This is a genomic window from Azospira inquinata, assembly GCF_018905915.1.
Taxonomy (GTDB): Bacteria; Pseudomonadota; Gammaproteobacteria; order Burkholderiales; family Rhodocyclaceae; genus Azospira; species Azospira inquinata.
This window is the reverse complement of record NZ_CP064782.1, coordinates 2105138-2118417: the sequence shown is the minus strand read 5'-3', so window position 1 is coordinate 2118417 and position 13280 is coordinate 2105138. Positions and strand designations below refer to the sequence as shown.

Below are 13280 nucleotides of genomic sequence, written 5' to 3'. Positions count from 1 at the left end.
CCCGGCAACCCAGGTCGGCTCCTGCCGGTCACCGGGGCACCAGACCCCGGCACCGGCCCGGTCCCACCCACGACAGAAAGGCCAACCCTCATGCTTATGCCCCTTAGCGTCTTACCGCCAGATGCCCGGTACGCCACCGTTGCCACGGCCCCGGGTAACACCGCCCCCCCGTCCCCGGACGATCGGACCGTGCTTCTGGCCAATCGCATTGAAAAAACCTACCCCAACGGCACCCCGGCCTTAAGGGAGGTGCGCCTGCGCATCCAGCAGGGGGAATTCGTCTCCCTGCTGGGGCCTTCCGGCTGCGGCAAGAGCACCCTGCTGCGCATTTTCGCCGGGCTGGAAGAGGCCTCCGGCGGTCATGTGCGCTGGTGGAACCAGGGGGCCATGCCCGCCCCCCGGGACGGACGGCGCTTTTCCATGGTCTTTCAGGAAGCCACCCTCATGCCCTGGGCCACCGTGGGAGCCAATGTGGCCCTGCCCCTGGACCTGGAGGGCCGCCCCCGGGGGGAAAAAGCCGAGCGGGTCCGCCAGGCCCTGGCCGCAGTGGGGCTGGAAGCCTTTGCCCGAGCCTATCCCCGGGAACTGTCCGGGGGCATGCAGATGCGCGTTTCCCTGGCCCGGGCCCTGGTCACCGAGCCCAATTTGCTGCTCATGGATGAACCTTTCGGCGCCCTGGATGAATTCACCCGCAACCGGCTGGACGGAGATTTACGCCAGCTCTGGGGACACCGGGATCTGACCGTGGTCTTCGTCACCCACAGCATTTACGAGGCGGTTTTTCTCTCTTCCAAGGTGGTGGTAATGGGGGCCCGCCCCGGGCGCATTCTGGCTGAGGTGGACATTGATGCCCCGGCGGAGCGGGACGAGGCCTACCGCACCTCCCACGCCTTTATCGAAACCTGCCAGCACCTTTCCCAACTGCTGGCCCAGGCCCACCACCCGGATGCCTGAAGGAGCCCGCCATGAAACCCCTGTTCGCCAATCCCGCCATGGCCCGTATTCTTGCCCCCCTCTTTTTGGGCGCCCTGGTCCTGCTGGCCTGGCAGGCCGCTTGCAAATACTGGGACATTCCGGTCTACCTGTTCCCCGCGCCCCTGGACATCGCCAAGGTGCTGGTGACCCAGGCCCCCACCCTGGGGCTGGCTCTGGCCGCCACCCTCAAGGTCACCCTGCTGGCCCTGGGCCTGTCCGTGGTACTGGGGGTACTGTTCGCCTTTCTCCTGGTGCAAAGCCGGATTTTGGAAGCCTGCCTGATGCCCTACGCCATCCTGCTCCAGGTCACCCCGGTGGTAGCCGTGGCCCCGTTGATCATCATCCTGGTCAAGGAGCCCACCCCGGCCCTGGTGCTCTGCGCCGTCATGGTGGCCATTTTCCCCATCATCTCCAACACCGTCCTGGGCCTGCGGAGCGCCGCCCCAGGCCTGGGCCACCTGTTTTCCATCTACCGGGCCAACCGCTGGCAGGTGCTGTGGCGCCTGCGCATTCCCGCCGCCCTCCCCTACTTCTTCGCCGGGCTGCGCATTTCCAGTGGCCTGGCCCTGATCGGCGCCGTGGTGGCGGAATTCGTGGCGGGCACCGGCGGACCAGGGGCCGGACTGGCCTACCAGATATTGCAGGCGGGTCAGCAGCTGGAAATTCCCCTGATGTTCGCCGCCCTGGGCCTCATTACCCTGGCTGGGGTAGGGCTCTACCTGCTTACGGCCTGGGCCAGCCGGGCCGCCCTGGGCCGCTGGCAGGCCCCGGAAGCCATTTAGGAGGAGAGGCAGTGGCCATGGGCTTCTCCACTTTCATCCCCGGAAGATCGGCGGAGCACCTTAGCTTTCGCCCCCCTGCCCCGCGAATCGGCCAAACACGGACCGCTCCCCGGAGCGATGGACAAGATGTCCAAAAGACGGCCCTCTCCAGGCCGATTTATCACGGCCCTTGGAGCCGTCCCTCAGCTTCCCCAGCGGCCGATCCCATCTCCGCCCGGGGGAGCCCACCCGGTAACCCGGCGCCCGTCAACCAGGCCCCCTTTCTTGGGCCCAGGCCATCTCCCCGCCCGGCCGCCGAGCTGAGATTCCCCGACGCAGCCCTGCCCCGTTTTCCTCTCCCATTCATTAAGTATTAAGACGACCACCATGACCGATCTGCTCATTCGCAACACCGCCGCCATTGTCACCGGCCTCCCCGGTGCCGCCGCCCGCCACGCCGGGCCGGATATTCGCCTGCGCCAGGGGCGCATCACCGCCCTGGGCCAGCTCACCCCCGAACCGGGGGAAACCATACTGGACGCCACGGACTGCGTCGCCTACCCGGCCTGGGTGAACACCCACCACCACCTCTTCCAATCCCTGCTCAAGGGCGATCCCCTGGGACTCAACGCCACCCTCACCCCCTGGCTCACCGCCATTCCCTATCGCTACCGGGCCGCCTTCGACGCCGATCTGTTCCGTCTGGCCGCCCGCATTGGTCTCGTGGAACTGGCCCTGTCCGGCTGCGGCACGGTGGCGGACCACAACTACCTCTACGCTCCCGGCCTGGATTTCGACACCTCCGCCATTCTCTTTGAGGAAGCGGCGGCCCTGGGCCTGCGCTTCGTGCTCCTGCGGGGCGGCCAGACCCGCAGCCGACAGGTGGAATCCACACTGCCCCAGGCCCTGCGCCCGGAAACCCCGGAAGCCTATCTGGCGGACATTCAACGCCTCGCGGCCGCCTACCACGACCCGGCCCCGGACGCCTGGCGCAAGGTGGCCGTGGCCCCCACCACCCCCCTCCATGCCGTCCATCCCCAGGAGCTGGACCTATTCGCCGCCGAAGCCCGGCGCCTGGGCCTGCGCCTCCATTCCCACCTGTCCGAAACCGTCTCCTACCAGGATGCCGCCCAGGACATGCACGGCACTACTCCCATCCGCTTCTGCGCCGACCACGGCTGGCTGGGGCCGGACGTCTCCTTTGCCCATCTGGTGAAATTGGACCCGGAGGAAATCCGCCTGCTGGGCCAGACCCACACGGGCATCGCCCATTGCCCCCAAAGTAACGGCCGCCTAGGGAGCGGCATTGCACCGGTACTGGCCCTGGAAGCCGCAGGGGCCCAGATTTCCATCGGGGTGGACGGGGCTGCCTCCAACGAAGCGGCGGATATGCTGAGCGAAACCCACGCCGCTTGGCTCATGCAGCGGGCCCGTAACGGGGAGGCAGCCCGCCCCCATTGTCGCGGCGGCCAGGGGGAAGCCCAGGCCGCGGCCGCCCCCACCGTGGAAGACGTGGTGCGCTGGGGCAGCGCCGGCGGCGCCGACCTCCTCGGCCTCACCGGCCTGGGGCGTCTGGCGGTGGGGCAGGCGGCAGACATCGCCCTCTATCGCCTGGACCAGCCCTGCCACCTGGGCCTCCACGACCCCGCCATCGGCCCCGTGGCTGGCGGCAAAGCCACCCTGAAACGCCTGCTGGTGGGCGGTAAAACCGTGGTGGAAGACGGCCGGATTCCGGGGCTGGACCTGGCCCAACTCAGCCACCAAGCCCGGGCGGGGGTCACCCAGCTACGCCAGGGGGCGGCAGGCTAAAGGGCCGGAAAACAAAGGAGAACGTTCCGGTTTGTTGGGGAAACAAACCGGCCCCTCTCTCTCGTAGCCCCACGGCCTATCCCTACAGAAAAATCACCATGCAGCTTTTTCCCTGCTCCCGAGGAAAAACGGGGTGTCCCCTATCCGCCAGCACTTTTGCTGCCTTTCCCCCCGTCGCCTAAATTTCGGTCGGCAACTGGCTGGAGAACATACCTAGGGTTGGTTAAGCGGCCGGAGTTGTCAGGCTCCCCGGGTCAGACGGCTCGGCGCTTTTACCTGTCGCCAGCGGATCCACCGGCAGGATGACCTTGAAGGTGGTGCCCTGGCCTGGGTGGGTGGAGACTTCAATGCGGCCGTGGTGACGCTGGACGATACCGTAGGCCAGGGAGAGGCCCAGGCCCGAGCCCTGGCCCACGGGCTTGGTGGTGAAGAAGGGGTCGAAGATGCGGGGCAGGATGTCCGGGGTGATGCCGCAGCCCGAATCCCCCACCTCCACCCACACCCAATCCTTGCCTTCCCGCCCGGTGCGGATGACCAAACGGCCGGAGGTGCAGCCCTGGGCCTGAATGGCGTGGGCGCCGTTCACCAGCAGATTGAGGAAAACCTGGTTGAGCTGGGAAGGATTGCAGCGGATTTTGGGCAAATCCCCGTATTCCCGCTCCACCTGGGCGTGGTATTTGATTTCGTTGTGCACGATGTTGAGGGTGGAATCCAGGCCCTGGTGCAGGTCGGCCCAGGTGAGAATTTCCCCGTCCGGATGGGAAAAGTCCTTCAAATCCTGGACGATCTTGCGCACCCGGGCCAGGCCTTCCCGGGATTCGGCCAGGAGGGAGGGCATGTCCTGGCGCAGAAAATCCAGGTCCCGCTCCCGGCAGGCTTCCCGATAGGCCCGGGCGGCAGGTTGGTCTTCCGGCAGGGCGGCCACGGCCTGATCCGCCGCCCCTAGGAGGCCGAACAGGTCCTCCATATAGCGGGCCAGAGAGCCCAGGTTGGCGTGCACATAGCCCACCGGATTGTTGATTTCATGGGCCACCCCGGCGGCCAGCTGGCCGATGGAAGCCATTTTTTCCGCCTGCAAAAGCTGCTCGTGGGCCTCCCCCAATTGCTTGATGAGGGCCGCCTGCTCGGCCTTTTCCCCTTGCAGGGCGGTTTCCGCCCGGCGCCGCTCTTCCAGCTCCTGGCGCAGATCCCGGTTGCTCTCGGTCAATTCCTGGGACATGTTTTCCAGGGCCTGTTCGATCAGGCGCCGGTCCTGGTCCCCGTGGCGATAGGCTTCGTTAATGGCGCCCAGGAGTTCCCGGACCGCCGGAGCAAGGCTTTCCAGGTCCACCCCGGCGTGGCGCATCTGGCGTTCCAGCAGGGGGTGCATGTCAGTCTTCTCCCAGGGTGGTGATGGTCATGGTCTGATTGTGCAATTCGCAGCGCCCTCCGCCAGCGGGGGTAGTCTGGGGACAGATTTCCCCATAGGAATAAAAACCGGTGAGCAGGGCTTCCGGCCCCAGCACCTCCCGCACCCGCTCCAGCTCTTCCTCCACCCGCTGTTCCAGGAGCAGCTTGCGGCCCACGCAGGACACCAGCAGGGCCAGGCAGGGGGAATCCCCCGCCCCCTGGCGGCTACATTCCGCCGCCAGCCCGGCACCATCGATGAGGCGATCGAAATTGGCCTTCATCAGCCGGGCGTAATGGCCCTCGGGAATTTCCGCGGCAAAGGTGAGGGAACCGTCCGCCTCGTTAATGGCCATGAGGGTGCGCACCAGGCCCGCCTCGTCCCCCAGCTGGCGCCGCAGGGACAGGGGAAAATAGAGACCGGTGGCGGGCAAGCCCGCCGCCAGCTCTCCCAGATAACGGCGATAGAGGGCCAGGGCCGGGCGCCCGTCCAGTTCGTAGAGCACATTGCCGGAGGCCTTGGTAATCAGCCGGTCCGGACCGAAGCTGTCCCAGCCCCCCACGGAACCGTAGCCCACCCGCCAGGCCGGGCCGTAAAAGCCCACCGCCGCCGCCAGACCGCTGCTCACCCGGTGATCCACCACCACCCGGGTCACCTGAAACCGGTCCCCGTCCGCCGCCAGACCGCCGGTCAAAATGCAGTCCGGCGGCAGGGTTTCCCGCAGTCCGGCCACCAGGGCGGTGCCATTCAGGGCCACCCCTTCCGCCAGAACAAACACCAGACGCAGGTCCGGGCCGGCCAGGGCCTGGCCCAGGGCGGCACCGCAGACCCGGCTATTGGCCCCGTTCACCTCCCGGGATTCAACCCGGATGTGGCCCTGGCGGGGGGCCAGGGCCACCGCCACGGCGCCCCCATCCCCCACCCGGATGTCCCGGATTTCCCCGGCGGCGGAGCAGCCCACCAGGGGCACCCCGGGATAGCGGCGCAGCAGGGGGGCCAAACATTCGTCCCGATCCCGGTCCAGCACTTCCCGGGCGGCAAAGAGCAGCACCAGGGCGGGAGCCCGGCTTAGGCCCCCGGTGGTTTGCCGCCATCCCAGGCCCGGCCGCCATTCCAGTTGTTCCAGCTCCATGATGTCCTCCCCGGGGCTGGGCCCCTGTGGTCATGCCCTGAAGGCGCAGGCGGGGCGGCGGACGCCCGGCCCGTGCCCCCTTTAGGTCCGCACGAAAATCTGCACCTGACCGCCTTCGCTGCGCTCGTATTCCCGAATCTGACGGATCAGGCTGTCATCCAGCACGTACTCCGCCGCCAGGAGCAGCACCCCGTCCCGGCCCACCAAATCCCGGGCCAGCACCATGCCTTCCGCCAGGTCCCGGGGGGCCAGGGGCAGGGCGTTGGCGGGGGCTTCCTTGAGGCCGCCGGAAACGGCGAGAAAGGCGTCCACCACCTGGGCGTCGTAGCGTTTGCCCTTGGCCTGGGCGATGAACTGCTTGGCCTCTTCCTCGGGCAGGCGCTTGCCCGAGAGGGTGCCCTGAATCAGGCCATCGTAGTCGTTGGCCACCGCCAGGATGCGCGCCCCCAGGGGAATGGCCAGGCCGGAAAGGCCGTCCGGATAGCCCTGGCCGTCGAAACGCTCATGGTGGGCCCGGATCAGCCGGGCCGCGCCCCGCAGGTCTTCCAGGGCCATGAGGGCCTGTTCCCCCTTGATGGGGTGCTTGCGCCAGAGGCCGAATTCGTCCCCATTCATGCGGGTGGCCGGTTTGTTCAGCAGATCGTCGGGCAGGCCGATTTTGCCAATGTCGTGGAGCAGCCCGGCGAGGAACACGTCCTGGGACTGGCGCACGTCCAGGCCCAGCTTGCCACCGATCTGCCGGGCCAGCCCGGCCACCCGGCGGGAATGGCCCGCCATCTGGCCTTCCCGGAGTTCCACCAGGTTAGCAAACACCTGAATGGAGGTCATGAAGCTGCGCTTTAAGCGCTCATGGGCCTGGGCCAGCTCGGCGGTGCGGGCCTTCACCTTGTCTTCCAGGCTGGCGTTGAGGGCTTTCAGCTCCTCGTTCTGTTGCCGGGTGAGGGCTTCCAGGCGGAGCTTTTCCCGGGCCAGAAAGCGCCGTTCCAGGGCGTCCCGCACGGTGAGGAGCACCTCCCCGTCATTCCAGGGCTTGGCGATGTAGCGGTAAATCTGGCCCTCGTTAATGGCCGCCACGGTGGATTCCATATCCGCGTAGCCGGTGAGGAGAATGCGGGTGATGTCGGGCCACCGCTCCCGCACCTGGGTGAGAAAGCGGGCCCCGTCCATTTCTGGCATACGCATGTCGGAAATGACCAGATCCACCTCCCGCCCCTCGGCCCCTTCCTGGGCCAGCAGTTCCAGCCCTTCCGCGCCCCCGTTGGCGATCAGCACCCGATAACCGGCGGGGCGGAAAAGCCGTTTCAGGGCGGAAAGAATGTTGCTTTCATCATCCACGCAGAGCAGGGTGGCACCGCTCCCGGGCGCCGCCGTGGGGGCGGCGGCCTGGGCGGCAAAAAGACCGCCGGCAGCGGGATTGGCAATATCGCTCATGAGGCGCTCCCTTCTGGGGCGGTTTGCCGGATGGGCAGTTCAATGCGGAAGGTGGTGCCCTGGCCCACCTGGCTTTGCACGTCGATCCGGCCATGGTGCTTCTGGACAATGCCGAAGGACAGGGAGAGGCCCAGCCCCGTGCCTTTGCCCACGGGCTTGGTGGTGAAGAAGGGGTCGAAGATGCGATTGATGACCTCCGGGGGAATGCCGCTCCCCGTATCCGCCACCTCCACCCAGACATGTTCCCCATCCCGTCCGGTACGCAGGGTAATGGTGCCCCGGGGCCCGGACATGGCATGGGCCGCATTGACCAGCAGATTCATGAACACCTGATTAAGCTGGGAGGGCAGGCACTGGATTTCCGGCAGCTCCCCGTAGGCCTTGACCACCTCCGCCTTGTATTTGATTTCGTTATTGACGATGTTGAGGGTGGAATCCAGGCCCTGGTGCAGGTTGGCCCACTGCCATTCCTGGTTGTTATCCACCCGGGAAAAGTCCTTCAGGTCGGCGACGATTTTGCGTACCCGGCTGATTCCTTCCCCGGATTCAGCCAGAAGCTGGGGCACATCTTCCCGCAGAAATTCCAGATCCACCTCTTTCTGCACCCCCCGCAGGGTCTGCACCGCCGGATGGTCGGCGGGCAGGGCCGCCAGGGCGGTTTCGTAGCTGTCCAGCATGTGGAACAGGTCCTGGACGTAATTGCCCAGGGAGCCCAGATTGGATTGGACATAGCCGATGGGATTGTTGATTTCGTGGGCCACCCCGGCGGCCAGCTGGCCGATGGAAGCCATTTTTTCCGACTGGACCAGCTGTTCCTGGGCGCTTTGCAGGGAGGCGTTGAGGGCCTGCAATTCCCCGTAGCGGGCCTTCAACTCGGTTTCCGCCGCTTCCCGGCGGCGCACGTCTTCCTCCAGCTCCGCCTTGGCCCGGGCCAGCTGCTCGGTGCGGGCCTGAACCAGCACCTCCAACTCGTCGAAAGCCTTTTGCAGGGAGGCTTCCGCATCCTTACGCAGGGTAATGTCCTGAAGGGTTTCAATGGCGCCGATGACCCGCCCCGCCTCGTCCCGCAGGGGGGCGGCGGTGAACATCAGCCAGGTGCCCCGCTCCCCCATGCGGGGGAAAAAGCCTTCCGCCTCGTAGGCCCCGGGCACCATCAGGCTGCAGCGATAGCCCGCCGCATAGAATTTATCCAGATCGTCCAGGGCGTTATCCACGATCAGGTCCGCCATCAGGGGCCGGTCATGGTCGTAAAAGGCCCGCCATTGCTGGTTGGTGCCCAACACCTCCTCGGCCTTGACCCCGGTGGCGGTGGCGCAGGCCTGGTTCCAGTAGGTCACCTCATGGCGCTTGTTGATCACCAGGGTGGGCACCGGATCCCCGTCCAGCATCTGCTTCATCACCTGGCGCAGCTGGCGCTGGTTGGCCTCGGCCCGGCGGCTTTCCGTAATGTCGATGGCGGTGACCATCACCCCCACCGCCCCGTCCTGTTCAAAACGCCCGGCGGCCACTTCCACCCAGCGGCTGGCCCCGTCCTTGGTCTGGAATTCCAGGGGATAGGCGGGCACGGTCTTGCCCGCCAGCCGTTCCCCGTGGCGGCGCACCACCTCTTCCCGCATGGATGGCACCACCAGATCTTCCACCGCCCGACCTTCCAGCTCCGCCAGGGTATAGCCGGTGAGGCGGCTCAAGGCCGGATTGGCATAGGCCACCTTGCCCTCCCGGAGCAGGAAAATGGCGGCGGAGCTGGTTTCCGCCAGGGAGCGGAACATGGCTTCGCTGCGCCGGAACTGCTGCTCCGCTTCGATGAGGCGGCTGATATCGGAGGCAAAGGCCAGGGTGCTGGAAGGCCCGTCCCGCACCGGCAGGGGGATAAGGGCCAGCTCCAGCCACAGCAGGCGCCCGTCTGCCCCCCGGCAGGGCACTTCCCCCCGCCATTCCCGACCCTCGGCCCGGGCTCCGTCCCAGGCCTGCCGCTGCTCTGGACTAAGTTCCAACAGTTCAAAAAGAGGACGGCCGGCAAAGGCTTCCCGGGGGCTGCCCAGGCCCTGGCAAAAGCTGTCATTCACATGGGAAATCCGTTCCTGGCCGTCCCCCACCAGAAGGTAGAAATGACGGATCAGGGGGTTATCCACCAGGCAGGCGGCCATGGGGGGCAAATCCCCCACCAGTCGGCAAATCAGCTCAGGGGAGGAGGGCATGGCAGGTCTCCTGAAAATTTTCATCCACTTCCCCGAACAGGGAAATCAGGCTGACCTGATCCAGGTCCAGCCGGGCCCAGGCCCCGGGGGAGGGAGGCGGTACGGCACTGTTTTCCCGGCCATCCAGTTCCAGGGCCAGGGCGATAAGATCGGCGCCGTGCACCAGATCCACCAGGGGACTGGTGGGCTCCCGGTCCGGCTCGTGGTGGCGGGCGATGGCTTCCCCAATGGGGGCGGGTAGGCCCCATTGTTCGGCCAAAAGGCGTCCCGCCGTGCCATGATCCAGGCCCAGCACCGCCTGTTCCGCCTCCCGGTTGGGCCGATCGTGTTCCGTCTGCCAGCGCAGCAGGGCGGCGAAATGGTCGGGAAAGGCCACGGCCAGGAAAACCCGGCCCAGATCGTGGAGCAGCCCGGCGCTGAAAGCGGTTTCCGGGTTTTCCCCCCGCAGCCGGGCCAGGCCCCGGGCCGCCAGAGCGGTGGCCACGGAATGGCGCCAGAAGGTGCGGGGGCTGAAGTGGCGGCCCAGTTGGGTGGGGAAGGCCCCCACCATGGCGGCGGCCAGCACCAGGGAACGCACCGCCCGGAAGCCCAGGATCACCACCGCGTCGTGAATGGACGCCACCCGGCCGGAGAGGCCGTAAAAGGGGGAATTGGCGATGCGCAGCACCCGGGCCGCCAGGGTCTGTTCATTGCCGATGCGCTCCGCCAGTGCGGTGACGTTCAAATCCTCCTGCTGGAAACTCCCCAGGAGTTCCATCACCAGGGGCGGCAGGGTGGGCAGCAGGGCAATGCGGGCCCGCACCCGGCCTTCGTCCAGGGGGGCGGGCAGAGGAGCAGAGCCGGTCATGGCGTCACCTCCCCATCGGAATTGGGGCCGGGCAAAGGATGCTGGCGCCGGTAGGCGAAGACAGCCTGATGCAGCAGGGTGGCCGTCGGGCCATCCCCCGCCAGGCGGAATAGGCGGCCCAGCCGGGCTTCCAGCTCCGCCAGGGCGGCCGCTTCCCGGGCCGCGGCGGCCAGGGCTTGGGGAGAATCCACCGGGGGTGGCGGCGGTAGCACGGGCACCTGATCGATTCCCTTCCGTTCCAGGCGCAGACGTACCGCCTCGCTCAAAACCGTACCGACGGGCAGCAACAGCACCCCGCCCTCCCCCCGCAGATCGGCGGCCAGGGGGGTATCCGGGGCTACCTGGGCCAGGGGCATCCAGACCGGTTCAGTCATGGCGTCCCCCTTCCGGAATCAGCAGCAGCACCCGTCCCCGGGCGGCGGAGGCCCGGCCCATGGGGCGGCAGTAATAGCGGAAACGGCCCTGGGGCAGGGCCACACACCCCTCCCCCCAGGGTTCCACCAGCACCTGGCCCACTTCGGCAGGAAAAACGCTCACCGCCGGGCTGCCCAGGTAAAGGCCCTGGTCCCCGAACAGGTGTTCCGCCTCCCCGTTCATGGCCGCCACCCGATCCTGATCGTCCAGGCCCACCAGGGGCCAGGGCACCAGTTGGAGCACTTCGTGGAGCACATCCAGGGTGACCTCATCCAGGGCGATGCGCTCCTGCTTCAGATCCACCATTTCCCGCAGACGGGCGTTGGCCGCCGCCAGTTCCCGGTTGGCCTGCTGCAATTCCAGGGAAAGGCGGCGGTTTTCATCGGCCAGATTTTTGTGCTGGAAGGCCTCCGCGATATTGGCCCGCAGCTGGTCGTCATCCCAGGGCTTGGTGAGAAATTTGTAGATAGCCCCTTCGTTGATGGCGTTGGTCACCGAATCCAGCTCCGTGTAGCCGGACAGCACCATGCGCACCGTACGGGGATAGAGGTCCTTGGCCCGGCGCAGGAATTCCACCCCGCACATGCCCGGCATGCGCTGGTCGGAAATGATCACATCCACCGGGTTTTCCGCTAGGAGCTGCAACCCCGCCTCGCCGCCGCTGGCGGTGAGAATGCGGTAACCATCCCGGCGCAGCAGGCGTTTCATGGCGGAGAGAATATTTTCCTCGTCATCCACCAGCAGCAGGGTCCCCGGGGACACCACCGGGGCAGTGCCGGAAACAGGGGCAGCATCAAGGTTCATGGACCAATCCTCCCTCGGGCTGGGCGGGGGAAGCCAGAAGCCCCGCCCCGGTGGCAGTGGGCTTCATTATGGCGCGAAACCCGCCCCGCACCTACGCCGCAGTCATAAAATCCCCGCCATTCCTCTAGGGGCGGGCTTTGGAAGAAACTACCGGGCCAAGCTGACAACGAGCTTGCAAGGAAGGAGAGGGAAGGGGGAGAGCCCCGGATCGGGGAAAACCGGGGTAAAGGAGCGCTCCCGCCCAGCGGGGTGGGAGAGGGGAAAATCGGGGAGGACCAGGATCAGCGGTGCCGGAGCAATAATTCAATGCCCCGGGAGGTAAGCCCGCCCTCCCGGCTCAGGAGCCCCAAGCAGAGATAATAGGCTTCATCACCGGGGGCCAGTTCTTCCGCCCCTGCTTGATATACCCGCCGCAGATTTTCGTAGTCCCGTTCGGACAAACTTTCCGCCAGTGCCATGATCCGAAGGATGGATGAGTTAAAAGACGGGACGGATTGTGCCAAAAATCCCATGCCTGCGGAATAACCCAAAATAGTTATCCAGATCGTTATAGGACGGGCTTCTCCGGGGCATGGGCAGGCAGGGGAGCGCCCCAGTCGCCGCTCAGGGCAAAGGCGTCGGCGAGGAAATCCACCAGGGCTCTAACCTTGCCGGAAAGGTGTTTGCGGGTGGGATAGACGGCGTATATGCCCAGTTCCGGCCCCTGCCATTCGGGGAGCAGGCGCACCAGGTGCCCGTTGGCCAGTTCCTGGCCCACCAGAAAGGTGGGCTGGAATATCAGGCCCTGGTGATCCAGGGCCGCCGCCACGCAGGTGTCCCCGTTGTTAGCCCGCAGCCGGGGGTGAAAATTAAAGCTTTGGGCGCCGCCGGGCCCCTGAAAACTCCAGGTATTGCCCATGGCCCAGTAGGAATAGGCAATGATCCGGTGCTCCGCCAGCTCGGCCACGGAACGGGGCGTACCGTGCAGTTCCAGGTAGCGGGGGGTGGCGCAGAGCACCACGGAGGAGGAGGCCAGGCGGCGGAAGACCAGGGTGGAATCCTGGAGCCGGGTAATACGGATGGCCACATCCACCCCCTCTTCCACCAGATCCACCACCCGGTCCGACAGGGTCACATCCAGTTCCACCCCCGGGTGGGCCGTCAGAAACCGGCTCCACAGGGGGGCCAGATGGCGCACCCCGAAGGTCAGGGGCGCATTGACCTTGAGCAGGCCCACGGCCCGGCGGGTGGTGGCGCTCACCAGACCGTCCGCTTCTTCCAGTTCTTCCAGTAACTGCTTGGCCCGCTCGTAGTACTGGCGCCCCTCCTCCGTGAGGGCCAGACGCCGGGTGGTGCGGTGCAGGAGCCGGGCCCCTAGCCGGGTTTCCAGTTCCACCACGCTGCGGGACACCGCCGCCTTGGAGCTGCGCAGTATTTCCGCCGCCTTCACAAAGCTGCCCCCTTCCACCACCGCCACCAAGGCTTCCAATTCCTTAAATCGATCCTGGGCCATGGGGCCGCTCCCTTACTAAAATTGTTCCGA

Annotated in this window: 12 protein-coding genes; 3 read left to right on the top strand and 9 right to left on the bottom strand. The window is 66.4% G+C overall.

Annotated features, from left to right (window positions below; genetic code table 11):
- Positions 1–90 precede the first annotated feature (90 nt).
- From Azoinq_RS09750 to Azoinq_RS09740, 3 genes are all read left to right on the top strand, one after another.
- Positions 91–954, top strand: coding sequence for an ABC transporter ATP-binding protein (locus Azoinq_RS09750; RefSeq protein WP_216129583.1), 864 nt, complete (start codon positions 91–93; stop codon positions 952–954).
- Between the two features lie 11 nt (positions 955–965).
- Positions 966–1757 carry an ABC transporter permease gene (locus Azoinq_RS09745; RefSeq protein ID WP_216129585.1) on the top strand — a complete coding sequence of 264 codons (792 nt, stop codon included), beginning with the start codon at positions 966–968 and terminating at the stop codon, positions 1755–1757.
- A gap of 366 nt (positions 1758–2123) precedes the next feature.
- A complete protein-coding gene (locus Azoinq_RS09740) occupies positions 2124–3545 on the top strand; it encodes an amidohydrolase family protein (RefSeq protein ID WP_216129587.1) in 1422 nt (473 codons plus the stop codon).
- A 223-nt stretch (positions 3546–3768) separates the two neighbouring features.
- On the opposite strand, the gene Azoinq_RS09735 is transcribed toward Azoinq_RS09740, so the two are convergent.
- The 9 genes from Azoinq_RS09735 to Azoinq_RS09695 all read right to left on the bottom strand — a co-directional run bounded on the left by Azoinq_RS09735 (position 3769) and on the right by Azoinq_RS09695 (position 13250).
- The gene (locus Azoinq_RS09735) at positions 3769–4914 is read right to left on the bottom strand and encodes an ATP-binding protein (protein ID WP_232368452.1); all 1146 of its coding nucleotides are present in this window, start codon (positions 4912–4914) and stop codon (positions 3769–3771) included.
- A 1-nt stretch (position 4915) separates the two neighbouring features.
- Positions 4916–6064, bottom strand: a complete 1149-nt coding sequence (locus tag Azoinq_RS09730; protein ID WP_216129589.1) for an FIST signal transduction protein — start codon at positions 6062–6064, stop codon at positions 4916–4918.
- Positions 6065–6145: 81 nt separating this feature from the next.
- Positions 6146–7495, bottom strand: a complete 1350-nt coding sequence (locus Azoinq_RS09725; protein ID WP_216129591.1) for an HD domain-containing phosphohydrolase — start codon at positions 7493–7495, stop codon at positions 6146–6148.
- Positions 7492–9693 carry a PAS domain S-box protein gene (locus tag Azoinq_RS09720; protein ID WP_216129593.1) on the bottom strand — a complete coding sequence of 734 codons (2202 nt, stop codon included), beginning with the start codon at positions 9691–9693 and terminating at the stop codon, positions 7492–7494. Before Azoinq_RS09720 ends, Azoinq_RS09725 begins: the two co-directional genes overlap by 4 nt.
- Entirely contained in the window at positions 9677–10540 is an 864-nt protein-coding gene (locus tag Azoinq_RS09715) for an HDOD domain-containing protein (RefSeq protein ID WP_216129595.1), read from the bottom strand. The genes Azoinq_RS09720 and Azoinq_RS09715 overlap by 17 nt, the downstream gene beginning before the upstream one ends.
- The gene (locus Azoinq_RS09710; protein ID WP_216129597.1) at positions 10537–10914 is read right to left on the bottom strand and encodes a hypothetical protein; all 378 of its coding nucleotides are present in this window, start codon (positions 10912–10914) and stop codon (positions 10537–10539) included. The genes Azoinq_RS09715 and Azoinq_RS09710 overlap by 4 nt, the downstream gene beginning before the upstream one ends.
- The gene (locus Azoinq_RS09705; protein WP_216129599.1) at positions 10907–11758 is read right to left on the bottom strand and encodes a response regulator; all 852 of its coding nucleotides are present in this window, start codon (positions 11756–11758) and stop codon (positions 10907–10909) included. Before Azoinq_RS09705 ends, Azoinq_RS09710 begins: the two co-directional genes overlap by 8 nt.
- A gap of 281 nt (positions 11759–12039) precedes the next feature.
- Positions 12040–12216: a hypothetical protein gene (locus Azoinq_RS09700; RefSeq protein ID WP_216129601.1), complete on the bottom strand. Its 177-nt coding sequence runs from the start codon at positions 12214–12216 to the stop codon at positions 12040–12042.
- 89 nt (positions 12217–12305) lie between these two features.
- Positions 12306–13250: a LysR family transcriptional regulator gene (locus Azoinq_RS09695; RefSeq protein WP_216129603.1), complete on the bottom strand. Its 945-nt coding sequence runs from the start codon at positions 13248–13250 to the stop codon at positions 12306–12308.
- Positions 13251–13280 lie beyond the last annotated feature (30 nt).

Bases quoted from the DNA above. Each gene is read 5' to 3' on its own strand.
- Azoinq_RS09750 (WP_216129583.1), top strand. From the start codon at position 91: ATGCTTATGCCCCTTAGCGTCTTACCGCCAGATGCCCGGTACGCCACC.
- Azoinq_RS09745 (WP_216129585.1), top strand. From the start codon at position 966: ATGAAACCCCTGTTCGCCAATCCCGCCATGGCCCGTATTCTTGCCCCC.
- Azoinq_RS09740 (WP_216129587.1), top strand. From the start codon at position 2,124: ATGACCGATCTGCTCATTCGCAACACCGCCGCCATTGTCACCGGCCTC.
- Azoinq_RS09735 (WP_232368452.1), bottom strand. From the start codon at position 4,914: ATGCACCCCCTGCTGGAACGCCAGATGCGCCACGCCGGGGTGGACCTG.
- Azoinq_RS09730 (WP_216129589.1), bottom strand. From the start codon at position 6,064: ATGGAGCTGGAACAACTGGAATGGCGGCCGGGCCTGGGATGGCGGCAA.
- Azoinq_RS09725 (WP_216129591.1), bottom strand. From the start codon at position 7,495: ATGAGCGATATTGCCAATCCCGCTGCCGGCGGTCTTTTTGCCGCCCAG.
- Azoinq_RS09720 (WP_216129593.1), bottom strand. From the start codon at position 9,693: ATGCCCTCCTCCCCTGAGCTGATTTGCCGACTGGTGGGGGATTTGCCC.
- Azoinq_RS09715 (WP_216129595.1), bottom strand. From the start codon at position 10,540: ATGACCGGCTCTGCTCCTCTGCCCGCCCCCCTGGACGAAGGCCGGGTG.
- Azoinq_RS09710 (WP_216129597.1), bottom strand. From the start codon at position 10,914: ATGACTGAACCGGTCTGGATGCCCCTGGCCCAGGTAGCCCCGGATACC.
- Azoinq_RS09705 (WP_216129599.1), bottom strand. From the start codon at position 11,758: ATGAACCTTGATGCTGCCCCTGTTTCCGGCACTGCCCCGGTGGTGTCC.
- Azoinq_RS09700 (WP_216129601.1), bottom strand. From the start codon at position 12,216: ATGGCACTGGCGGAAAGTTTGTCCGAACGGGACTACGAAAATCTGCGG.
- Azoinq_RS09695 (WP_216129603.1), bottom strand. From the start codon at position 13,250: ATGGCCCAGGATCGATTTAAGGAATTGGAAGCCTTGGTGGCGGTGGTG.